16 protein-coding genes are annotated in these 22,691 nt (G+C 48.3%); 3 read left to right on the forward strand and 13 right to left on the reverse strand.

Annotation, left to right across the window (positions count from 1 at the left end):
* Positions 1–12 precede the first annotated feature (12 nt).
* The 4 genes from C0Q44_RS24585 to C0Q44_RS24605 form a co-directional block, all read right to left on the reverse strand.
* Positions 13–987 (reverse strand): metallophosphoesterase, encoded by a 975-nt coding sequence (locus tag C0Q44_RS24585; protein ID WP_105409842.1) that lies wholly within the window; start codon positions 985–987, stop codon positions 13–15.
* Positions 988–1,162: 175 nt separating this feature from the next.
* Positions 1,163–1,927 (reverse strand): succinate dehydrogenase iron-sulfur subunit, encoded by a 765-nt coding sequence (gene sdhB, locus C0Q44_RS24590; RefSeq protein WP_105409843.1) that lies wholly within the window; start codon positions 1,925–1,927, stop codon positions 1,163–1,165.
* 536 nt (positions 1,928–2,463) lie between these two features.
* Positions 2,464–4,206 (reverse strand): succinate dehydrogenase flavoprotein subunit, encoded by a 1,743-nt coding sequence (gene sdhA, locus C0Q44_RS24600; RefSeq protein ID WP_105409845.1) that lies wholly within the window; start codon positions 4,204–4,206, stop codon positions 2,464–2,466.
* 43 nt (positions 4,207–4,249) lie between these two features.
* The gene (locus C0Q44_RS24605; protein ID WP_105409846.1) at positions 4,250–4,918 is read right to left on the reverse strand and encodes a succinate dehydrogenase cytochrome b558 subunit; all 669 of its coding nucleotides are present in this window, start codon (positions 4,916–4,918) and stop codon (positions 4,250–4,252) included.
* Between the two features lie 301 nt (positions 4,919–5,219).
* Here C0Q44_RS24605 and C0Q44_RS24610 point away from each other — a divergent pair, with 301 nt between their 5' ends.
* On the forward strand, positions 5,220–6,143 hold the full coding sequence (locus C0Q44_RS24610; protein WP_105409847.1) for a LysR family transcriptional regulator: 924 nt from the start codon (positions 5,220–5,222) through the stop codon (positions 6,141–6,143).
* 38 nt (positions 6,144–6,181) lie between these two features.
* Here the strand turns inward: C0Q44_RS24610 and C0Q44_RS24615 are convergent, their stop codons facing one another.
* Together C0Q44_RS24615 and C0Q44_RS24620 are read right to left on the reverse strand one after the other, a co-directional pair.
* A complete protein-coding gene (locus tag C0Q44_RS24615; RefSeq protein ID WP_105409848.1) occupies positions 6,182–6,853 on the reverse strand; it encodes a potassium channel family protein in 672 nt (223 codons plus the stop codon).
* A 139-nt stretch (positions 6,854–6,992) separates the two neighbouring features.
* A complete protein-coding gene (locus C0Q44_RS24620) occupies positions 6,993–8,333 on the reverse strand; it encodes a TrkH family potassium uptake protein (protein WP_105409849.1) in 1,341 nt (446 codons plus the stop codon).
* A 610-nt stretch (positions 8,334–8,943) separates the two neighbouring features.
* Here C0Q44_RS24620 and C0Q44_RS24625 point away from each other — a divergent pair.
* Positions 8,944–10,641 (forward strand): CPBP family intramembrane glutamic endopeptidase, encoded by a 1,698-nt coding sequence (locus C0Q44_RS24625; protein WP_105409850.1) that lies wholly within the window; start codon positions 8,944–8,946, stop codon positions 10,639–10,641.
* Here C0Q44_RS24625 and C0Q44_RS31915 read toward each other — a convergent pair.
* From C0Q44_RS31915 to trxA, 3 genes are all read right to left on the reverse strand, one after another.
* Positions 10,610–10,792 carry a helix-hairpin-helix domain-containing protein gene (locus tag C0Q44_RS31915; RefSeq protein WP_258166540.1) on the reverse strand — a complete coding sequence of 61 codons (183 nt, stop codon included), beginning with the start codon at positions 10,790–10,792 and terminating at the stop codon, positions 10,610–10,612. The two genes, C0Q44_RS24625 and C0Q44_RS31915, sit on opposite strands and share 32 nt — an antisense overlap.
* On the reverse strand, positions 10,729–12,696 hold the full coding sequence (uvrC, locus tag C0Q44_RS24630) for an excinuclease ABC subunit UvrC (protein WP_258166541.1): 1,968 nt from the start codon (positions 12,694–12,696) through the stop codon (positions 10,729–10,731). The genes C0Q44_RS31915 and uvrC overlap by 64 nt, the downstream gene beginning before the upstream one ends.
* Positions 12,697–13,038: 342 nt before the next feature.
* Positions 13,039–13,356, reverse strand: coding sequence for a thioredoxin (gene trxA / locus C0Q44_RS24635; RefSeq protein ID WP_105409851.1), 318 nt, complete (start codon positions 13,354–13,356; stop codon positions 13,039–13,041).
* Between the two features lie 262 nt (positions 13,357–13,618).
* Between trxA and C0Q44_RS24640 the strand changes: the two genes are divergently transcribed.
* Positions 13,619–13,774 (forward strand): YqzM family protein, encoded by a 156-nt coding sequence (locus C0Q44_RS24640; RefSeq protein WP_105409852.1) that lies wholly within the window; start codon positions 13,619–13,621, stop codon positions 13,772–13,774.
* A gap of 113 nt (positions 13,775–13,887) precedes the next feature.
* Here the strand turns inward: C0Q44_RS24640 and dnaI are convergent, their stop codons facing one another.
* The 4 genes from dnaI to C0Q44_RS24660 all read right to left on the reverse strand — a co-directional run bounded on the left by dnaI (position 13,888) and on the right by C0Q44_RS24660 (position 22,470).
* Positions 13,888–14,838, reverse strand: a complete 951-nt coding sequence (dnaI, locus tag C0Q44_RS24645; protein ID WP_105409853.1) for a primosomal protein DnaI — start codon at positions 14,836–14,838, stop codon at positions 13,888–13,890.
* Between the two features lie 219 nt (positions 14,839–15,057).
* Positions 15,058–17,946, reverse strand: a complete 2,889-nt coding sequence (locus C0Q44_RS24650) for an alpha-mannosidase (protein WP_105409854.1) — start codon at positions 17,944–17,946, stop codon at positions 15,058–15,060.
* Positions 17,947–17,950: 4 nt separating this feature from the next.
* Positions 17,951–21,154, reverse strand: coding sequence for a beta-galactosidase (locus tag C0Q44_RS24655; protein WP_105409855.1), 3,204 nt, complete (start codon positions 21,152–21,154; stop codon positions 17,951–17,953).
* Positions 21,151–22,470, reverse strand: coding sequence for a glycoside hydrolase family 125 protein (locus C0Q44_RS24660; protein ID WP_105409856.1), 1,320 nt, complete (start codon positions 22,468–22,470; stop codon positions 21,151–21,153). The genes C0Q44_RS24655 and C0Q44_RS24660 overlap by 4 nt, the downstream gene beginning before the upstream one ends.
* Between the last annotated feature and the right edge of the window lie 221 nt (positions 22,471–22,691).

The raw sequence follows: 22,691 nt of genomic DNA on the forward strand, positions 1-22,691 counted from the left end.
TGTTGAATCATTTTATGTGGTTAATCCTTTAAGCTCCAATACCGTTAACTCCGGTCTGCATAGAAAACGAATGGGCAGTTGGGTCATACCAACGCCACGATTCACATACACCGGCATCTGTGTCTGGGTCGTGTAATACACGCCCTCCACATTCGTATAATACAACCCCTGCACATACTTATGTGAACCTCGCGGAGTCGTCAGCGCCCCGATCCAGGGAAAACGTACCTGTCCGCCATGACTATGACCGGAAAGTTGTAATCCGAAACCATATGGAGTCGCAATATCGGCATAATCCGGTTCATGCATGAGCAGCAATTTCCACACCTCATGATCCAGTTCCTTGATGGCTTGGGCAGGATCAGGCCTGCCAGTAAGGGCATCGTCCAGACCCGCTATCGCCAGCCGTTCTCCCCCTTGTTCAATCACCACATGTTGGTTACGTAACAATGTGAATCCGGCTTCATGGAACATGGTTGCCACTTCATTCTGCTGGCTGCCCCGATAATCATGATTCCCCAAAACGGCAAATTTGCCATATTTCGCTTGCATGGAGGCCAACACAGGAATACATTCGCGCATTGGCTCTGCTTCCCTCTCGACCATATCTCCGGTAAAACAAATCAGGTCCGGTTGCTGCTCTTCGATCGTCGCTGCCAGCTTCTTCATCTCTTTCAACCCAGTATGAAACCCAAGATGGGTATCGCTGAAATGAACCACACGCAATCCGTCAAATGCCTTTGGAAACTTCGGGAGTTCCAGCTCTACTCGCTTGATCTCCAGATGACGCGGCTCCCAAAGCCAGGCATAGCCTCCCGTGAGCAAACTGGCACCCGCCGTCATCAAAACCATGCGCAATAAGAAACTTCGACGAGAGGGATCATGATCCTTTTCTTCTCCAGGAAACACAGACTCTCCCGAACCTGGTGTCTTGTACGAGCGTTGGGACGGCGAGTTGTTGCTACCCTGACGCGGTGTCTCCGCCATATCTCCCCTCCTTCTACGCTCCATATCCATCCCCTTAGTATACCATATTCTGCATGGATAGCCCGGTTCCTCTGCTTCTTTATAAAAAGAAGCCGGGATCTCCGGCATTATACTGCACGGGATCACGACTTCTTCTAAGTTGCAGATTACACTTCTGCATATGGATATGACGAGATTATACACTCAACCAGCGTTTGAACATATGCTTGGTTGTTTGTTTGTTCATTTCGGCAATGGAGGTTGTCAGTGGAATGCCTTTAGGACAGGATTGCACACAGTTTTGTGAATTACCACAACCCTCAATGCCTCCGTCTTCCATCAACGCTTCCAGACGATCGTCGGCGTTCATCTCCCCTGTCGGGTGAGCATTGAACAGGCGCACTTGGGAAAGCGCTGCTGGACCGATAAAGTCCGTTTTCTCATTGACGTTAGGGCATGCCTCCAGACATACACCACATGTCATGCATTTGGACAGCTCATATGCCCACTGACGCTTCTTCTCAGGCATCCGTGGACCTGGACCGAGGTCATAGGTACCATCAATCGGAATCCATGCTTTTACGCGTTTGAGGGCGCTAAACATCCGGGTACGGTCGATGACCAGGTCACGTACCACCGGGAAAGTCTTCATGGGTTCGATGCGAACGGGCTGTTCGAGCTTGTCGATCAGGGCTGCACACGCTTGACGCGGCTTGCCGTTGATGACCATGGAGCAAGCACCGCAGACTTCTTCGAGACAGTTGGAATCCCAACACACGGGAGCAATAGATTTGCCCTCTGTATTGACCGGGTTCCGCTGAATCTCCATCAGGGCACTGATCACATTCATGTTGGGACGGTACGGAAGCTCAAATTCTTCGTTGTACGAAGATGACTCCGGGCTGTCCTGACGGGTGATAATAAACTTGACGGTTTTGTTCACTGTAGCTTGTTCCGCCATATCGTTGTCCCCTCCTCTGGTGACGATGATTGTATTGCTGATGCGCAAAATGGTTTGGTGCACGGGTGGCGCTTCGTCAGCGGAATGCCCCTCTGATCGCTGTTATCCCCGGATTTTTTTGATCAACCCTTCACAGGGTTAAAATCCGGTGATAAAGGCGAGCGCTTCGCTTCTTCTGGGCATTTCCGCTTCCTCCGCTACGTCGTGCACACAGGGTCACTTTGCTGGAAACTGCACTCCATTCATGCTGGATGGGCAGTATTGAAGTTCTGAAGCATCGCTAAGGCGCTTTGCTTCTTCTGGGTATATCCGCTTCTTCCGCTATGTTGTGCACGTGGGTAACTTTGCTGGAAAACTGCACTCCATTCATGCTGGAGGCAGTATTGAAGTTCTGAAGCATCGCTAGGGCTTTGCTTCTTCTGGGTCTTTCCTTCACTTTGATGGCAGTAACTTTGAAGAAGCTTTGCTTCTCCAAAGTTCTCCTGCCTCTCCGTTCAGGTGGTTAACTATTCATTACATGAATAGTGTGGTACTTCTTAATCTTTGGAATAGTCCCGGATACGTGGTGGGATCAGGGATACGTCTACTGGCTCGTACGAGATTTTCGGGCCTTCCTTCGACCAGCTTGCGATAGTCGTTTTTAGGAACTCTTCGTCATTACGTTCCGTGAAATCCGGTTTGTAATGTGCGCCTCGGCTTTCGTTACGTAGCAATGCGCCCAATGTCATCGCTTCAGCCAGTTCAATCATGTTCCACAATTGGCGCGTGAACGCTGCACTCGGGTTGTTCCAACCAGAGCTGTCGTACATGTTGATTTTGCCGTAACGCTCTTTCAATTCCTTGATCTTGCCGATCGTGGCTTCAAGCTTGTCATTGTAGCGTACAACCGTCATGTTGGCTGTCATCCACTCACCAAGCTCTTTATGAATGACATAGGCATTTTCGGTGCCTTGCATGTTCATGATGCCTTCATATTTATCGCTTTGGCGTTTGGTGTGGTTCTCAAATACGGAAGAAGGGATATCTGCTGACGATTTTTTGAGTCCTTTGATATATTCAACCGCTTTGGGTCCAGCTACCATGCCACCATAGATCGCGGATACCAGTGAGTTCGCACCCAGACGGTTCGCGCCATGGTATTGATATTCACATTCACCAGCTGCGAACAGCCCCGGAATGTTGGTCATTTGGTTGTAATCTACCCACATGCCGCCCATGGAATAATGGACTGCCGGGAAGATTTTCATCGGGATTTTACGTGGGTCATCACCCATGAATTTCTCGTAAATCTCAATGATTCCGCCGAGTTTAACATCCAGCTCCTTCGGATCTTTGTGAGACAGGTCGAGATATACCATGTTCTCGCCGTTCACACCGAGCCCCATGTCTACGCAGACACTGAAGATTTCACGAGTTGCGATATCGCGTGGAACCAGGTTACCGTAGGACGGATATTTTTCTTCAAGGAAGTACCAAGGCTTGCCGTCTTTGTACGTCCAGATCCGTCCACCTTCACCACGTGCGGATTCAGACATCAGACGCAGCTTGTCATCCCCTGGAATGGCTGTCGGGTGAATCTGAATGAACTCCCCGTTCGCGTACTTCACACCTTGCTGATACACGGCACTTGCCGCTGTACCTGTGTTGATAACGGAGTTGGTTGTTTTACCGAAAATGATACCAGGACCACCGCTCGCCAGAATAACCGCTTCTCCAGGGAAGGTCTGTACTTTCATCGTTTTCAGATCCTGAGCTACGATCCCGCGGCATATGCCTTCCTCATCCACAACCGCCTGCAGGAACTCCCAGTTCTCATACTTCGTAACCAAGCCCGCTGCTTCCCAGCGACGTACCTGCTCATCTAATGCGTAGAGCAATTGTTGCCCTGTTGTCGCTCCTGCAAACGCCGTACGGTGATGCTTCGTTCCCCCGAAACGGCGGAAATCAAGCAATCCTTCCGGTGTCCGGTTGAACATAACGCCCATCCGGTCCATCAGGTGAATAATGCCAGGTGCTGCTTCGCACATGGCTTTAACCGGTGGTTGGTTCGCGAGGAAGTCACCGCCGTATACCGTATCGTCAAAGTGTACCCATGGGGAGTCACCCTCACCCTTGGTATTTACCGCTCCGTTAATGCCGCCTTGGGCACACACGGAGTGAGATCTTTTAACAGGAACCAGTGAAAATAAATGAACATGGACTCCGGCTTCAGCCGATTTGATCGCCGCCATCAATCCCGCGAGACCGCCGCCCACAATAATTACATTCGTTGATGCCATTGCTGTTCACTCCCTTATAAGTCAGCATTTAATCGCTAAATGCTTAGATCAGAACTGTTTTTACCACATCAATCATCGAAGTAGCTGTCTGGAAATCAATGCTCCGGAAGGCAAATAATGAAGCAATAAACATGATGGAAACAATAGCGAACAAGCTCATACATACGTAAGAGGATATACGCTGCGCACGCGGACCAACTGTAATTCCCCAGCTAACGAGGAACGACCACAGGCCATTGGCAAAGTGATATGACGCCGCAACCACACTGATCATATATATTGCAAAGGTTATCGGATTCGTCACAGCATCATGAATGACGCCGCCGATCTCTTCATGTGTTACATTACCTAGCGCAATTTGTACACGCGTCTCCCATACATGCCAGATGACGAATACAAACGTAATGACACCGCTTACCCTCTGCAACGTATAACGCCAGTTGCGCTCATTGCCGTAACGGCCCACATTAGGCTTGGCCTGATAGGCAATATAAAGACCGTAAACACCATGATAGAACAACGGCAGCCAGATGAGTAGTGCCTCGATAACAATAACAAGAGGCAGACCGTTCAGAAATGCTACGGCACCATAAAAAGCTTCTTTGCCGCCTTCAACTGCCGAGAAATTCGTCACTAGATGCTCAATAAAAAACAGACTGAGCGGAATGACACCAAGCAACGAGTGCAGCTTTCTGGAGTAAAACCCTTTCATAAAATGTGATCCCCTTTCGCTAAATACAACGTTTTCATAAATAATAGTACTCATACCATATCACGACACGAATCCTTTTCCATGAAAAGGTTCGACAAATTGTTCCGTTTTCGCCAGGTGTGAACAACTTGTGTCACGGTTCATGTTACTCCTTTTTTTCTTATAAGGGAATTGCAATATAATTATTAAATGTTATAACCTATAGGTATAAGCAATGAAACATTGGATTTACAGGCTATACAACATGGAAAACGATTAATCAAGGGCAAGAATCACACTCATGGAAAAGAGGTCTGTGTTCATGTTCGAGGAGTTAAACGCATTTGCAGCAGTCGTGGAGCAGTCCAGCCTGAACCGTGCATCCAAGTTACTAAACTTGTCCCAACCCGCACTCTCACGCAAAATTGCCAAATTGGAGGATGAACTCGGGGTTGCCCTGTTTCACCGCCGAGGTAAACGGCTTGAGTTAACCAGTGTGGGACAGTTCGCCTATACGTTCGCAGTAGAACAAAAGCAACAACAACAGAAGTTTCTGACCATGCTAGCCCAATATAAGGACGAAGAACAGAGTACCATTACACTCGGAGCCAGCCTGACGACACTTCAGACCACATTACCGCCTCTCGTTAATGCTTTTATGGAGAAACATCCGAATGCAGAACTGAAGCTGGTGACGGGCAAAACACATGAGATCGTTTCTTTTGTGCGTGACAAAAAAGCCGATGTGGGCATTGTCGCCTCCTCCATTAGTGAAGCTGGACTCAACTGTGTACCGCTCTTTGACGATCATCTGGAGCTGGTTGTGCCGCTCACGCATTCCTTATCTGGCAAGGAAGCCGGGATGGAACATCTGCAGGATCTGCCGATGATCACGTTCTCCAAAGGCACTTGGTACCGCAAATTAACGGACGACCTCTTCCAGCGCTGTGCTGTAATGCCGGATATTCGCATGGAGATTGATTCGTTCGAAGCGATCATCCGACTCTTGCCTACCTGCAAAGCTGCTGCGTTGCTGCCCAAGTCCTATCTCCGTCCTCAATTGCTTGCGGACAATGATCTTGTGTCTGTCTATTTACCCCAATTGCAGCAGACCCGAAGAACAACCTGTATGATCTATGGGGAAAAGGAAGACCTCAGCGAGACTTCCAGACAATGGATCAAGGAAACGGCTGCGCTCTTTACAGCAAAGGCGCCGTTGCCCTCACGGAGGACCACAACGCCTTAGTAAACCATCTTAACCATTCAACTGTAGATATATTCCAATCAGCTTTCCTGACTGATTACTTCTTCTTCAAATCGGTCAATGTCTGAATTCATGCCAATAATGACCATGATGTCACCCATCTGAAGCGAATCCAGTGCAGTCGGGGCAATAATGACCCCGGCTTCTTTCTGTAACGCTACAATACTGCAACCAAAGCGTACGCGTGCATTCAAAGTCGAAAGTGTTTTGTTATGCAAGCAGGCGGGAACCTTCATCTCGACAATACTGTAGTCATTGGATAGTTCAATATAGTCCAGCAAGTTCGGGGTAGCGAGCTGATGAGCGACCCGAATACCCATATCCCGTTCGGGGTAGACGACACGATCGATCCCCAGCTTATCCAGCGCTCGTCCGTGAAGAACAGATATGGCCTTGGCTACGACGGTCTTCACGCCCAGTTCTTTAAGAAGGATTGCGGTGAGAATGCTGGTCTGGATATCATCACCGATGGCTACGATGCAACAATCAAAATTGCGAATTCCCAGAGAACGCAATACTTCCTCATCTGTTGCGTCAGCTACAACGGCATGGGTGACTAATTCACTCATGTCTTCAACGACTTCTTCATTTTTATCAATCCCTAATACCTCGTAGCCCAGTTCCATTAATTCTTGTGCCAGACTGGAGCCAAACCGCCCGAGTCCAATCACCGCATACTGCTGTGTTTTCATTGTTCTTCACGAACCCCTTATCCAAATCAATTTCATAACTCACTAAAAATAGATTTATGTAACTAGATATAGACAAATTGAATCGTTTTGATCTATATCTAGCCCTGATTGAAGCAGCCAAAGGTATTATGAAATTGATTTATCCAATAATCATTTTGCCTTCCGGATACCTGTATAACTCTTTACTCTTTTTCTGCCCAAGTGCATACGCCAGCGTGATCGGTCCAAGCCTTCCTGCAAACATCGTAAAACAAATCAGTAGCTTTCCGAATGTCGTGAGCTTTAACGTGAGTCCGAGCGATAATCCCACGGTACCAAAAGCAGATGTCGTTTCAAATAATATCATCATAAAACTGCTGTCTTCCGTGGTACTCAGCACCATAGTGACAGCAATGATAAACAACAGTGCCAGCAATGTAATGGTAAGCGCCTTGAAAATCCGTTCCTGCACCAGTCGATACCGGAAGAACACGATATCTTCTCGTCCACGCATCATAGCAATGACGGCTCCAGCCATGATCATAAATGTCGTTGTTTTGATCCCGCCTCCGGTAGATCCCGGTGAAGCACCGATGAACATCAGGATAATTATGAAGAACTGCGTTGCCTGCCTGAGCCCGGCAATGTCTACTGTATTAGCCCCTGCGGTCCGCGGTGTAACGGACTGGAAGAATGAACCCAGGATTTTGCCACCCCAGTTCAAACTGCCCAGCGTTCGGGGATTGCTGAATTCAAATACGAAAATAACAAGTGCACCAAAAATAATCAACAATCCGGTCATCAACAGTACCACTTTGGAGTGAAGGGACAGCTTCCGCGTTTTGCGATAATCCACCAGATCCGACAGGACCACAAAACCGATGCCGCCAGCGACAATCAGGAACATGGCCGTGAAATTCACCAGAGGGTCATATACATACCCGGTCAGACTGCGAAAATCCCCAAACATATCAAAGCCGGCATTGTTAAACATGGAGATGGCGTGCCAATATCCATAATAGATTGCTTGCCCAATCGGCATGTCGAATGACCAGCGTATGGCAAACAATGTGCCACATATGCCTTCCAGAATCAGCGAGTAGATCACCACTTTACGGATTAACCGAACGATGCCTTCCATTGTGCTCTGATTCATCGCTTCCTGTAGAACCAACCGCTCCTTGAGGGAGATTCGCCGTTTGAACGCAATAGCAACCAGTGTAGACATCGTCATGAAGCCAAGTCCACCAATCTGAATCAGAATTGCGATTACAACCTGTCCCAGCACCGAATAATGAGTCCCTGTGTCCACCACAACCAGACCTGTAACACATACAGCTGAGGTTGCGGTAAAGAGTGCATCGATAAAGGCAAGGCTGTCGCCGTCTCGACTGGATGCCGGAAGCATTAATAAGAGCGTGCCTACCAATATGATACCGGCAAACCCTAATACCAGAATACGGGGTGGCGATAATCGCATCCATTGAACATTCGGTCTCACTTGAGTATCATCCACCTCTGCTATAATGAAAATAACTCCACTCGCCGTGGAGCCTTCTTTGTTTGAATTACTGTTCCCAAGCTTTAAGCATGTATGATTCATAGAAAAACGACATATATAATGAGGTTGAAATATATTCTATTCGTTCCCTTGTTCAGGGAAAGACATGCGGATTATTGCACATTTGTTTCAAAATTATAAGCGCTGCAGCGTTTGCAGACAAAACATTTTTTGTGTAAATAGCATCGAATTCAGCCAAAAAGAGAAAAACTCAGATATGGCGACGGATAGATCCGATTCTTTTGGTGATTTTCATTCATTTTCAAGGATTTACACCCGTTTTCGTTACATCATTGGCATTCGGGGCTTGGCCTGTGCTATCTTTACTTTAATATCCATAATTAGTGCGTGTTCAAAAAGGACGGTTTTCAATACCAAGAAGATGGCATGAAGCTAGAAATGGAGTAGCGGAGCGTAGATAGAGCTACGTGAGCAACGGACATTTCGGGTGAATACCATATTCGATGCTGATGGATGCCGCTAGGCACCCTTCGTAATCAAAAGCGAACTTTTTGAACAACCTCTATTAATAAAGGAGGAACACCATTACATGAATCCCTTAGGGCAGCCTTTGCTACTCAAGGCAAACTTCAAGCGTCTGGGGTTGCTTGCGGCGATTGGCCTGATTCTATTTTTTGTATTTCAGATCTTCCCTGCTACCTCATCACAAACGACTGAAATTCCATCCAAATCCTTCATAAGCAAGGAACAAGCGACGCAGTCGGCACGTTCTTTCGCTGCTTCTGTTGATGACTATACACTGCCGAGTGATACCGGAAATACGCTGGTGACCTACCAGACACATTCTGATATTTACGGTTATATGGCCAAGACCAAACAACTCGACACTTATAATCAGAAATGGGAAACCACCTACCCATACGATGTATACCGCGTTCGTTTGCCTGATCAGGACAAAGGCGGTTATTTAAATGTTGACGTACATATGAAAACAGGAAAAGTGGCCGGTTTCAAACGCGAACTTCCTTCTTCACTATATGCTTCCATTGAGGCTGAGCAGGACCAGCGTAAAGTGCAAGCTGCTCAAGTCTTGGCCGAAGGAAACATGTCTTTGCACGAGAAAGAACAGCTCGCAGCTGGAATCCTGACCGAATTCGGCTATAACGTGCCCGCACTTCAACTCGATACTCGCGATGGCGAGGCCGGTCTGAAGTATACGGATACGGAAAAACAAATCGGAACTTCTAAGCTCGAACTGAATTTCACTTTCGAGAATGACGCAGTCCGGTCCTTTGATCCTGGATTCTCGGTCCCTGCATCCCATACCGATTATGTGAAGGATCAAACACGCCACGCTAACTGGATGACCTATGGCGGCTATGCTTTCCTGACCTTAGTTCTGGGCGTGCTGGCCATCATCTACAGCATTCTGACTCGTGCTCACACGTCATTTAAGCGTGGAATCATTCTTTCTCTGGTGTATTTCGCAGCATCGGTGATCGGTACGCTGAACATGATTCCACTCTTTCAGGCACAAGGGCTCTCCAACTTCATGCTTGCGTTCCTGATGTTAATGCAGATCGGAATTACGCTGGTCATGAGTGCAACCATCTATCTGTCTCTGGTTGCTGGTGACGGGATGTGGCGCAAAATGGGCCTGAACCCATGGCCTCGTGCCAAAGAACCGGGATACGGAAAATATGTACTTCACAGCATGGTTGCTGGTTACCTGTGGGCATTCATTCTACTCGGTGTGCAATCGATCCTGTTCTTCATTCTGGAACGAAGCATTGGTACATGGTCAACAACATCGGCAGATCAATCTACATTTAATATGACTTATGCCTGGCTCTTCCCTATTATGGCCTGGATGGCCGGCATTGGTGAAGAAACGGTCTATCGGCTGTTCGGCATTCGCATGATGCAGAAGATTGTGCGTAACACGTTCATTGCCTGTCTGATCCCGACTATCATTTGGGCACTCGGTCATACACTGTATCCGATCTACCCTGTGATTACCCGTCCAATTGAGCTGCTGGTTATCGGATTGCTGTTCAGTCTGATCATGCTGCGTCACGGCTTCATTGCCGTTGTATTCGCCCATGTCATCTTTGACAGCTTGCTGATGGGACTTAGCCTGGTCTTTATGGGCGATGCTCTGAATATCGCTGCCGGACTCTTCTGGATTGTGCTTCCGGCGATCGTTGGATACGCAGTCTACAAATTCAATCCAAAACAAAAAGAGAAGCCGTATGTCACGACTCCTCATCACGAAGTGCTGCAATAATCTGATTCGCCAGCTTGTCACCAATAGATAGAGGCCGGAAGTCTTCGACGCTGGCCTCTTTTATTTTGCGTAAAGAGCCAAAATGCTTCAGGAGCAGCTTCCGCCGCTTCTCTCCAATACCCGGAATGGCATCCAGACGAGAAGTGACCATCGATTTACCACGCTGTTCCGGTGGAACGAGATCGCAAAACGGTGGACCTCTTCCTGTATCCTCTGCAACAGGTAGAACTCCTGACTATCCCGAGGCAGAGAGATGACTTCCGGCGGATTACCGATCATCAACTGTGAAGTCTTATGCTTCGCATCCTTCACCAGACCGCATACCGGGATAAACAGCCCTAGCTCATTCTCCAAAATATCGACTGCAGCCGAGATCTGTCCTTTACCGCCATCCACTACAATCAGGTCAGGCTGGGTGAGATTTTCTTTCAGTACCCGCTCATACCGTCTGCGAATGACTTCTCTCATCGTTTCATAATCATCCGGTCCTTCAACTGAACGAACCTTGTATTTTCGATATTCTTTCTTATCCGGTTTACCATCGGTAAATACGATCATGGCAGATACCGGGTTGGTTCCCTGGATGTTCGAGTTATCGAACGCTTCAATCCGGCGAAGCTGATCCAGCCCAATCCATCGTCCCAGTCCTTCAGAAGCTTTCGAGGTCCGTTCTTCGTTTCGCTCAATCAGACGGAACTTCTCTTCCAGTGCCACACGGGCATTATCCACAGCCATGGTAATCATCTGCCGTTTCAATCCACGTTGCGGAATGAGCACTTTGATCTCCAGCCACTCCTGTAGCGCAGCAGCAACCTGAGAAGGGTCCTCCAGACCTGCAGCGAGCTTCTCCGGGGTTATATTCGTGTCCGATGCGGAAGCGTCCTCTTGCATCATCGCAGGTTGATCTCCTTCCGCTTCAGCGGAATTCTCTCCGTATGTGGCACGAGTCTCGGCAACCATTAGCTCCGAAACCAACCCCTGATCCACTTGCTTCATTTGTTCGGCTTCAGCTGTAACGGCAGCAGGTACCGCTTGATCCTCAGTGGCCACATCGGAACTGCCATCATCCGCTTCCAGATCTTTGGGCATTTCCGGGAGCAAAATCTCCTGCGGCAATGCCGGATTATCACTGTAATACTGCGTTACGTAGGACATAAAATCGCTGTACGCCTCACCGTAGAATGGGAAGGTGGAGACGTGACGTTCGATCATTTTCCCCTGACGCATATATAGAATCTGGACACACATCCAGCCTTTATCAATGACAAATCCAAACACATCGCGGTCTCTGGCATCGGCCATCGTAATTTTCTGTTTTTCCATCATCGCATCGATGGCGATTACCTGATCACGCAATTCCTTGGCACGTTCAAAATAAAGGTCCTCCGCAGCTTCTTGCATCTTACGCTGCAAATCCTTCTTGATCTCTTCATGCCCACCGCTTAGAAATGAACCGATCTCTTGCGAAATCTGATCATACTGTTCCTTCTCCACTTCCTTCACACATGGAGCAAGACACTGTCCCATATGATAGTACAGACACACTTCTTTGGGCATCACGCCACATTTGCGCAGTGGATACATGCGGTCGAGCAATTTTTTGGTTTGATGCGCCGCATACGAGTTCGGATAAGGTCCGAAGTATTTGGCTTTATCTTTCAGCACACGCCGGGTCACTTCCAGCCGGGGATGCTTTTCATTCGTAATTTTAAGATACGGGAATGTCTTGTCATCCTTGAGCAACACGTTGTATCGTGGCATATGTTTCTTAATCAGGTTACACTCCAGAATGAGTGCTTCCATATTACTGCCTGTCACGATATATTCGAAATCACGGATTTCGGACACCAGACGCTGGGTCTTTCCGTTATGACTACCGATAAAATAAGAGCGTACACGGTTCTTCAGCACCTTGGCCTTACCAACATAGATAATGGTGCCTTCACTATTCTTCATCAGGTAACAACCTGACATATCTGGCAGCAAAGCGAGCTTGTGACGAATCTGCTCCAGTGCCTTCTCCTGATCCTGTAGATCAGTTATGAAATTGTCCATAATTCGGTGGGTCCTCCTTCCCGAAAAAGCTGAAATCCTCACCTTACATGAGCCACTTCGATGACAGAATAACCTTTCGATCGCTGTTATCCCCAGATTTTTTCGATTCCCTTTTATAAGGGGAAAATCTGGGGATAGCCTATGCTTCCGATGTAGCTTTCTTTCAGAATGCTTTTAGGCGAGCGCTTCGCTTCTACAACTCATTTCTGTCCTCTCCGTTAATCATGTAAATTTCCAGTTTCAACCCCTAATTAAATTATACTTTATATTGTCCTATATAAAGGTATTCGACGCAAAACGCCCCCGGCATGTAAACCGGAGGCGTATGTGTAAGCCTGTAAATTATTGGTGTTTTGCGATAATTCCTTTGAGTGCATCTTTCGAGTTAAGACCAACCACTTTATCTACCGGTTGACCGTCTTTGAAGAAGATCAATGTCGGAATGCTCATTACGCCGAAACGGGAAGCAGATTCCGGATTTTCATCTACGTTAACTTTAGCAATTTTCACTGCATCGCCAACTTCTGCGGACAGCTCTTCCAGGATTGGAGCGAGCATTTTACAAGGACCACACCAAGGCGCCCAGAAATCAACAAGAACCGTTCCTTCTCCTTCGACTTCAGTGTTAAAGGATTGATCGGATACGTTAACAATAGCCATGAAATTGTCCTCCTTATATATACTTACGGTTTATTTTAACCTGTAACGTCGTGAACGACACTTCCAGTATAACACAGGTACATTAAACTTGTGAATTGAACGACTTCAATGTTCATCTTCCCAACATCAAATCTTCACAATTAAAGGATATGGCAAGCCCACTGCAAAATCTTTACAAACGCTTTCTTTTCCAAGTATACTAAAATTACTCCGGGTTGCAGCCCCATACGGGCAAGCTTTCAACCCCAAAGGAGGCAATAACATGGATGCAAATGTGCGAATCAGCGACCCGCGTGAACATGTGAACGAGGAACCCCGCAATGATCTGTTTGACCTGATCGCGGGTGTTGCTGGCATGGCGGGCCTGATGACAGTAATCTTCTTCGGTATGGTCATCTTCAAGTTCATTACCGAATAGGATGCTCCGGCTCACGCAGGACCATAAAAGCCCGGTTTTCGCGTCAATGCGAAAGCCAGGCTTTTTTTGGGGACCACTTTAGTCCGATACTATATACAGATGAACAATGAACGTTAACGCGTGCCCCGCTGATTCTCACCCCGGACAGAAATAACATCCACAAATGGACGAATTCGGTCCATCAAACGCTGACCTTTATTCATTTCCTCGCCGTCCCGGTTAGTGAAACTAAGATGTTTTTCAAGCCCATCCAGATTGTAATTGGACGTATAGAACGTAGGTTTTCGATTCATACGATAGTTCAATATAGAACCCATCACATGATCCCGAACCCATGGGTTTAGATTCTCTGCCCCGATATCGTCAAAGATGAGCAAATCACAGCTTTTCAGAATATCGGTCATTTCTTTCAGTTTATTTCCTTCACTGATCATGGATTTCAGATCCTCCACAAAGTCAGGCATATAGATAATTACGCCCGTGTGGCCTGCAACCGCCAATTCATGCAACAGATAACACATCAGAAATGTCTTGCCTGTCCCGAATGATCCTTCCAAAAACAACCCCTGCGGAGACAGTCCGTTCTCCTTGGTCTCACTAATATATCGCAGAACCCGGTTCACGGCAGGAGCACGGAGCCGATCCTTACCCATAATCTCCACATCATTGTATCCAGCACTAAGCGCACGTTCATCCACATAGAAACTGCGAATTCTTTGCTTAATGATGTGCTCATTTTGCCGTGCAGTGTGTTTGGAACAGGGAGCTTTTATATCTATGATCTCGGGTTTACCGTTAAAATTCTCTACTTCCAGTTTGCAAAAGTGACCCTGAAAATCGTTAGGACAGTTGTCCAGTCCTGGGCAATTCGCACAGTTCTTCGAGTCTTTCGCGTACTGAAATAGCTTGCTCAGATCGGTCATGAGCTGTGCATCTTTCAATTCAGGATGAGCTGCGCGGAACTCGCGCACATACGGGTCCTCCAGCAAATCCGCCATAATTCGCCGCGACTGCTCACGAAAGGAAGGGTTCAGCTGCTGAAGCAGTCCTCCCAGGGATTCCATGGCTTCAAGCCCCCTTAATGGTGTCAATATAGAATGAACAATTGAATTGTACCCATGACCATCACGATGGCATGGTAACTATCGACCGCCTGTAATTCTATTGTTCATTCTATAGAAAAACAACCAATAACTCAACTTTTACATCTGGAAAATAGCGTAATCCTTTCACTACAGAGCATAACGCCGATTATCGCCATTATCCTTAGATTCCTGTTCACATTAGCGACGCAAGCCAACCGTGATGATCTCACATGATCCTGCCTGTATGGTCCATTCCTTGTTGGCAAATGATAATGCAGATGCCTCATCTATACTGACGGATTGAAGCATCTCGCACTCTTCCTCCAGGATGTTACTCTTGTACGCTGTGTCGAATGACTGTGGATTCGCCTGCGATGCAGCAAGCTTCAGTGTGGCAGTGTCCGTTCCCATGTTGTACCAGCGAAGCATGACATCGCCTGAATTCTCACTTACCTTGAGTGAAGAGAAAGCCAGCCCTTCCCCTTGCCATGCAAACGGTGTGTTGCTAGGTGTCAGGTACCCTGGGTGCACTTCGGTCTGTGCTATTGTCCATGGAACCTGGAACTGATAAGCCTCGATGTATGCACCTGACACGCCATTTCCATCATGTGGAATGATCTTCATTCGGAATGAATGCTCTCCAAGACATTGTGCTTCCGGTGTCGGGAACAACCCCCAGTCTCCAAGTTCTCCCACCGCACGAAGTAGCGTAACAGCGATCGTATTGCGTCCGTCCTGAAGAACTTCGTATTCATTCAGACCCAGATTGGCTACGACCAATCCGGCATCTGGCTCGCTCACATCTACAAAGCATTGCTGATGCTGTGTATTGCTTGGATTTTCCCACTCCGGTGCAGGCTGGTTATCCCGAGTCGCAACTTCGAACATGGAATCTACCTGATGTACAGACGATATGAGATCCGTTGGGAAGAGTGCGCGTACCCGATGATCCTTGACCTGATTGTTGAAGGTCGTTTCCAATTCGACTCCTTGTCCACTACGACTGAGCGATACAACCGTGCGAACCTTGAACGGAAGCATATTCGCTGATCGCTGGGCTTTGCGGTGTGGATAATAGATCAGTTCCCGCTGTTCCCAATCCAGCATCTCATCCGCTGACTCAGGTATTTCCCAATGGTGAATCACTTCAAACGAAGCGCTGTACGGTGTATCTTCGATGACTCGAATCTCTGCCTGAAGCGCTTGTGTTGTCCGTGCCACTTCGTTCTCTGGCTGTTTGAACATGTATTCATTGCCGATATCGCCCACATTTTCGTACACGCCAAGATCCTTGTATGTTCGGCCTGTTCGTTTATCCGTGAGTGTGAATGAACCATTATCTGCAATCATGACGATCAAATATTTATTCTCCATGCCACGTTCACCGCGCAACAGCGTAGTTGTTTTCGATGGAGTCACATGGGTAGTATCACTGTCGTCAGAAGTCCCCGTCAGATTGGAAATGCTGGAATCTACGTTGGTATCCGTGCCACGTACAGCATTCTCCTCAACGTTAACCAATGCATACGTCTTCAGGCCAAATGCGGCTACATTTTCGGTTTCAAAACGGATACGAACCCGCCGACAGCTATACGGCTGGCGGAAGCGATCTTCCGGCAGATCATAGCCGAATTGCAGACCCCTATCTTCGATCGTACAAGGAACCTGGGTACCCTCTTCATCTACCAGTATGCGACCGGACAGGTCGACGGCGTTCATCTGCGCCGCCATTTCTTCCAGCGTAAACCCGTCACGGAAATACAGCCGAGCCGCATCCAGTTCCATCTGAACCACACCGCTTCGTTCCCAGCCTGTTGTGTTAAACACCACAACAGGCCGAGCATGCTTGCCGTAATCTGCAAAAACGGAGGTATCGACAGCCGTGGCAATCTGGTTGGTGCTCTCTTCAATCAAGGCCTCTGCTACATGACGACTCTTCTCAAATCGGGTGACCATCTCGCGATGAACCTCGTCCACACTGCATCCACAGATGCTGTCATGCGGGTGATTCTGCATCAACGTTTTCCAGGCATACGTCAGTTGATCATGCGGATAGGCATGTCCAAGCAGATAGGCGTAGGAGGCTAGTGGCTCAGCCACTTTTTCCAGCATGGCCTGCCCCAGCTGGTTCATCTGTTTCAGATAAACACGAGCCGAAGCCGTGTTCACCAGAGTTCCCCAGCCATCGGTACGCTGGCTGCGCAGCTCTCCTTTGACCGTGGATAGCTCATGTTCAGACTTCGCTCTCAGTGCATTCAGATACTCCGGAAAGTTCGAGTGAACGAACTCAATATCGGGATATAATTGCTCCGCTGTGCGAATAGCTTCTGGCAGATCCCGCTGAATCGGCTGATGATCACATCCGTTCATGTACAGTAACTCATTGGTCGATGCGTATTTCTCCGCGTCTGCCAGCTTCGTTTCCCAGAACTTGCGAGCTAACGCCTCATCTACCGGAATTTCGTTACCGTTGGAATACCAGTTCGCAAACAGTACACCGAGTACTTTCGATCCATCTGGCCCTTCCCACATCAGCTCCGAGAAGCTGGATTCGTATCCGGCGTCAGACACTGTATTGTTGAATCCTGTCGGCTTCACGCCACGTCCGAAGAACACATTATCAATACCCGATTGCAGCATGAGCTGGGGGGTCTGTCCAACCAGCCCAAACGTATCGGGGAAATATCCGATCTTGGATGGTGTACCGTAACGCTTCGCATCCCGGTGTCCAACCTGCATGTTACGCACATTGGCTTCTCCACTCGTTAGAAACGCATCCTGTAGAATGTACCATGGTCCGATCACAATCCGCCCATTGCGGATATGCTTCTCCAGTCGTTCCTTTTGCTCCGGGCGAACCTGAAGATAATCGTCGATAATAATGGTCTGTCCATCCAAATAAAAGCTTTTGTAGTCCGTTCCCTCATCCAGCTGATCTAACAGGGAATCGACAAGTTGAATGAGTCGCATATGATGCTTCTCGTACGGTAGATACCATTCCCGATCCCAGTGGGTATGTGAAATGATATGTGCTCTTTTCGTCTTGGTTGACGGTTTAATTGTTGGCTCTGTTGTTGGTTTGGTCATCGCGTTATCCCACCTCTTTCTCCTGTTGTACAACCTTAACCTCATCAGGGCGATACACGGCTTGAAGCTTACCGGAAGCATCCGTGGCAAACAGTACAGAACGATTTTTCATAAGTTGGAACGCGTACGATACGCCCGTACGTTTATCTCTCACTTTCACCTCATAATTCAAGGCAAACTCGGATACAAATACATACAAGTTTCCTGTTGGAAAACTCAGCTTCCGTCCATAGATTCCTGCGGCATCCCCGCCAGATATCCATTCCAACTCTTGCTCAATGCCAGCCATTTCGGTCGCATACTGATACAGGTGTGCCAGTGGCTCATCCCGTCCGTTTAACTCCAGGGGTAGAGGTGTCCAGATCAGCTGGCCTTTGCCCAACGGCACGATGGTTATCCCATCTGCTTCTGATTCACCCTGTGCCTTTGCACCGCCTACTTGCCCACCCGTATGAGTCAGCGTCTCCTTCGCCACTTCGGCAATCCGACGCCGTCCATAGGTCACTCGGTGATTCACCCCATTAATGTTCAGCAGTTCTTCACGCTGCACGTTACCCACATTGCGTTTGCCCACAAGATGATCGGCCCGATCACTTACCTTCCAGTATGCATCCAGCCCTAACGGTCCGGTAATGAGCAAAGTCGCACCTTGCTTCTCTGTGAATGCGAAAAGTTCACGTAATGCATCACTGTCCATATTGTGTGGACTCGGCACGATAATCAGCTTGGGCGGTTGTTGCTCCAGCGCTTCGAGATGATATTCGGATACGGCACGGAAAGGCAGTTTCAGATCATAGGACATCACACGAGTTAGCTTCGTTGTTGCATCATAAGCAAGAGACCGGTTGGAGAAGTCATTGGAATACGGGAACACCACTGCAATCTCCTCCAGCTCACGATCTTCAAAGAGATCACGAATCGGATTCATGAATTGGCCAAAATCGTAAGACACATCAGCTTCCGGCTTCTCCGTACCATCTGCACGAAGCGCCCCGATATGCGACTCATTGGCATTATCCATATAGAAATTGGTATTCCAGATCCATTGCACGGCCCCCGCACCTCCTGTCGAGAAAGCATAGGCGTACTTGCGTTCCAGTATGCCGCGCAGCTCTTCCTCTGTGCGCTTCGCTCTGCCATCCGGCGTTTCCACATACATAATGCCTGTCTCCTGAATGAGATTCGGCTTATGCGGAGTTTTGGTGAAAATGCCATCCCAGATCAGATCATCGTTCAACCACCAGGAATGAACCGTTGTATAATCCACTTCACGTTCATAGAAGAACGGTGACGGACGCTGCGCGCCAAGAGCTTCATCCTGGCCGACGGTGACCAGATGGTTCGGAACCAGATCTTTGATTGTACCTACAAGCTCCCTTGCCCACTCATTGTGCATCTCCATGGAGAAGAGGCAATAATCGAGCCAGCGTGTTCCTTTTTTGGCCTTATGCATGTCCTGTACGTCAAAATTAATCTCTTCCGGCTCTGGAATGATCACCGATGCGAAGTCGGGAAGCTGCTTCGGTGACATGTTCCATGCCTCTTGCAGTGCTTCAATGTTCTCATGACGCTGCTGTAGCCAGTCGACAAATGCCTGCTGTTCATGCATGTCACGGGCCGACCGTGGACCATCCGAGAAGATACGTACCGGATCGAACATCGATGGTTCATTAATCAGATCCCAGTCCACATGCGTCGAATGCGTATGTCGACTGACGATGCTGCGGATGAAACGTTTCTGAGCTTCAACACTTTGCGGGTCCAGATACGGATTCGTCCCTTCCCATGTCTCAGGTGTAAAAGAGAAGAACGTGAATGTAACCTGCAAGCCGTGTCGCTTCGCCGTTAACAGGAAAGCATCAATGGCACGCAACACGTCCTCAGCCATGTGACCATCCACCTGCATCATATTGCGATAGGCCGTCCAGATTCCGGTTCGAATCCAGTTAATTCCGGCTTTCGCCATCTGTGCCATGTCCCGATCCCAGACATCGGCATTCGGCAGGAACAGAAATTTGCGTGCCACATCGGAGGTCATGTAGGTCATGCCCACAACAGGTAAAGGTCGTCCATCTTTCACAAAATAATCTCTGCTCCGGGTGATGACTTCCCCTTCTGCAAGCAACGCTGCATCCTGGCCCCAGAAGCCTTGGCGCAAGATACGAACTTCTCCATCTGGTGCCTGCGCACGGCATTCGATCCGATACAGTCCACTTTCAATGGAGACCGGGAGAAGTATGCGTTCGAAACGCTGCTCACCGGAAAGCTCCATCTCCAGTTGATGGTTCCATACCCTCTCAGTCGAGCCACTTATGCGGTCCTCCCGCTCAACGGTCAGATCAAACGTCCACAGCTCGGAAGCTGTACGTCTGCTGCCTGCTCGCTGTAATATCTGGCCCTGAAGTGTAAGTACAGCCCGTTCATCTGGTTCATACGAAGCGTAATTCGACTTCAAGGATAGCTCGGTTACACCTTTCGTACAGAACTGTGCCCAGTTCACGATCTCGGAAGCGCCATCCTGCTCCCAGAATGAGGTCGTCAGTGGCAAATGAACAAACATCCAGCGCGAACCAACGAAAGTCCCGCGAGAATTCTCCCACAAGACGATTGGAGCAGCGATGCTTCGTCTGTCCTTGGTGATCCCGCGCAGCAAAGGATGAATCTGCGTGCTCATCGTTCCAGCCGAACCCATCTGGTGAGGCAGATCACTATTTTTGGTCGTATGCGGAACCAGATTCCACGTATCTGCAATCTCGAATAGTCCTTCTTTGCCAGCAAGAAGCGGGATATGTTCAGAGGAAGTGTAAGATTGTACGTTGACTGAAGATACGTTTAACGCCTCATGAATATACAATTCCTGGTGATACGCGGTCTGCTCTGACTCGACAACCCATGCTCCATTCTCATATCGAACCGGACGTTTGAAGGGTGCTCCGCCAATACTGATCAGGCTTCCCCCTTGATGAAGATAAGCTGAAATGGCTGTCCATGCGGATTTGGGAAAATAGGGTGCATGAAGGTTCACGAAACAGCCTTCACCTGCATTTGCAATTAACACCTCTGCGAGTTGATCTGCATTTACAACGGTGACCTCTTCTAAGCCCAGCCATTGATCCACAGCCTGCTTGGAGGGCAATTCACTCTCCACTGGAAAATCCGGATCAACGAAGATAATCAGCTTGGGTTTATTCACAAGTGCACTACTCATAGCAGGCCATCCTTCATAGATTTATAGACCAACTGGGAGAACAGGCTGTTGGACCATGCGAACCATTTTCGTGTGAAAATCGTCGGATCATCGGCATGGAAGCCCTCATGCATATAACCTGTATCTGCATCCGTCGCTTCGAGCATGCGAATAATCTCCAGCTTTTCCTCAGCAGACTGCGCCGTCAGTCCCTGCATGGATAACCCCATATGCCAGATATAATCAGGTGGTGTATGGGGACTACCAATGCCTTTGGCAACCTTGCCCTCATAATAGAACGGGTTCTCTTTGCTCAGAGCAAAACGGCGGGTATTCTGATAGATCGGATCATCCGCTGTGACGTAACCGAGATACGGAATGGACATCAGTCCCGGTGTACCCGCATCGTCCATGAGGCAGTAGTTCCCATAGCCATCCGTCTCGTACGCATAGATCGGTCCAAATTCAGGATGACGATAGATGCCATACAGCTGAATACCGTGATCCACGTCCTGCTCCAGATCTTTAAGTTCCTGCAAAAATTCCATATCCCGGAACACCCACTCGGCAAATTCCTGCATCTGGCGCAGAGCGACAACCGCGAACATGTTGCCTGGGATGTTGTAGTGGAAATCACAGGCATCGTCACTGGAGCGGAAGCCCGACCAGATCATTCCTGTGTAATTGATCGGCATTCCCTTGCCGTGATTACGGAGAGAATCTGTCGGAATACCATTATTGCGCGTGAAGCGATATGGAGACTGTTCCATATGATGCTGCTCGACTTTGAACAGGTCCACAATTTTCCGCATTGCCGCCTTGAAGCTGGAATCGAAAATGTCGGTTAGTTCCGTTTCTTTCCAATATAAATAAGCCAGTCGCATAACGAAGCATAGCGAATCAATCTCGAATTTGCGCTCCCATACCCAAGGCGACATCTCGGTCTCGTCCGTCGTGTTCCAGTGCCAGTCATTAGCCGTCTCATTGAAGGCATTCGCATACGGATCAATATGAACATACTGAATATGACGTTTGATTAGCCCGCCGATGATCCGCTGTAGTTCCTCATCTTCCTTGGCAAACGGAATGTAATGTACCACCTGCTCCACGGAATCGCGCAGCCAGGAGGCTGGGATATCTCCTGTGATGACAAAAGTGGTACCATCCTCCATCAACTTGGTTGTCGTTTCGATGGTATTGGGGAAACAGTTTTTGAATAATTGAAGCAGCTTCGGCCGATGGGCCAGCTTCTGTTCTGCCTCTTCGAGCACCGCCTGAATCGATTGTGGCAAGGCAACGGGCGGCATGGGTATTTTGGGTAATCTGAATTGTTCCATGGATGAGTGCAACTCCTTAAACAAATTGAATGGTGTAGCTATAAAAGATCAAGCTGAGAACATTCACACTAGCCACTACGATGACAGAATAACCTTCCGATCGCTGTTATCCCCAGATTTTTTTGATTCCCTTTTCTAAAGGGTAAATCCGGGGATAAAGGCGAACGCTTCGCTTCTTCTGGTTATTTCTGTCCTCTCCGTTAACGTGTGAATAATGAGCT

This window comes from Paenibacillus sp. PCH8 (assembly GCF_002968835.1).
Lineage (GTDB): Bacteria > Bacillota > Bacilli > Paenibacillales > Paenibacillaceae > Paenibacillus.

Coding starts and splice junctions, on each gene's coding strand:
- C0Q44_RS24585 (WP_105409842.1), bottom strand. CDS start 987: ATGGCGGAGACACCGCGTCAGGGTAGCAACAACTCGCCGTCCCAACGC.
- C0Q44_RS24625 (WP_105409850.1), top strand. CDS start 8,944: ATGAATCCCTTAGGGCAGCCTTTGCTACTCAAGGCAAACTTCAAGCGT.
- sdhB (WP_105409843.1), bottom strand. CDS start 1,927: ATGGCGGAACAAGCTACAGTGAACAAAACCGTCAAGTTTATTATCACC.
- C0Q44_RS24660 (WP_105409856.1), bottom strand. CDS start 22,470: ATGGAACAATTCAGATTACCCAAAATACCCATGCCGCCCGTTGCCTTG.
- C0Q44_RS24640 (WP_105409852.1), top strand. CDS start 13,619: ATGGATGCAAATGTGCGAATCAGCGACCCGCGTGAACATGTGAACGAG.
- trxA (WP_105409851.1), bottom strand. CDS start 13,356: ATGGCTATTGTTAACGTATCCGATCAATCCTTTAACACTGAAGTCGAA.
- uvrC (WP_258166541.1), bottom strand. CDS start 12,696: ATGGACAATTTCATAACTGATCTACAGGATCAGGAGAAGGCACTGGAG.
- C0Q44_RS31915 (WP_258166540.1), bottom strand. CDS start 10,792: ATGGTCACTTCTCGTCTGGATGCCATTCCGGGTATTGGAGAGAAGCGG.
- dnaI (WP_105409853.1), bottom strand. CDS start 14,838: ATGGAATCCCTGGGAGGACTGCTTCAGCAGCTGAACCCTTCCTTTCGT.
- C0Q44_RS24615 (WP_105409848.1), bottom strand. CDS start 6,853: ATGAAAACACAGCAGTATGCGGTGATTGGACTCGGGCGGTTTGGCTCC.
- C0Q44_RS24605 (WP_105409846.1), bottom strand. CDS start 4,918: ATGAAAGGGTTTTACTCCAGAAAGCTGCACTCGTTGCTTGGTGTCATT.
- C0Q44_RS24610 (WP_105409847.1), top strand. CDS start 5,220: ATGTTCGAGGAGTTAAACGCATTTGCAGCAGTCGTGGAGCAGTCCAGC.
- sdhA (WP_105409845.1), bottom strand. CDS start 4,206: ATGGCATCAACGAATGTAATTATTGTGGGCGGCGGTCTCGCGGGATTG.
- C0Q44_RS24650 (WP_105409854.1), bottom strand. CDS start 17,946: ATGACCAAACCAACAACAGAGCCAACAATTAAACCGTCAACCAAGACG.
- C0Q44_RS24655 (WP_105409855.1), bottom strand. CDS start 21,154: ATGAGTAGTGCACTTGTGAATAAACCCAAGCTGATTATCTTCGTTGAT.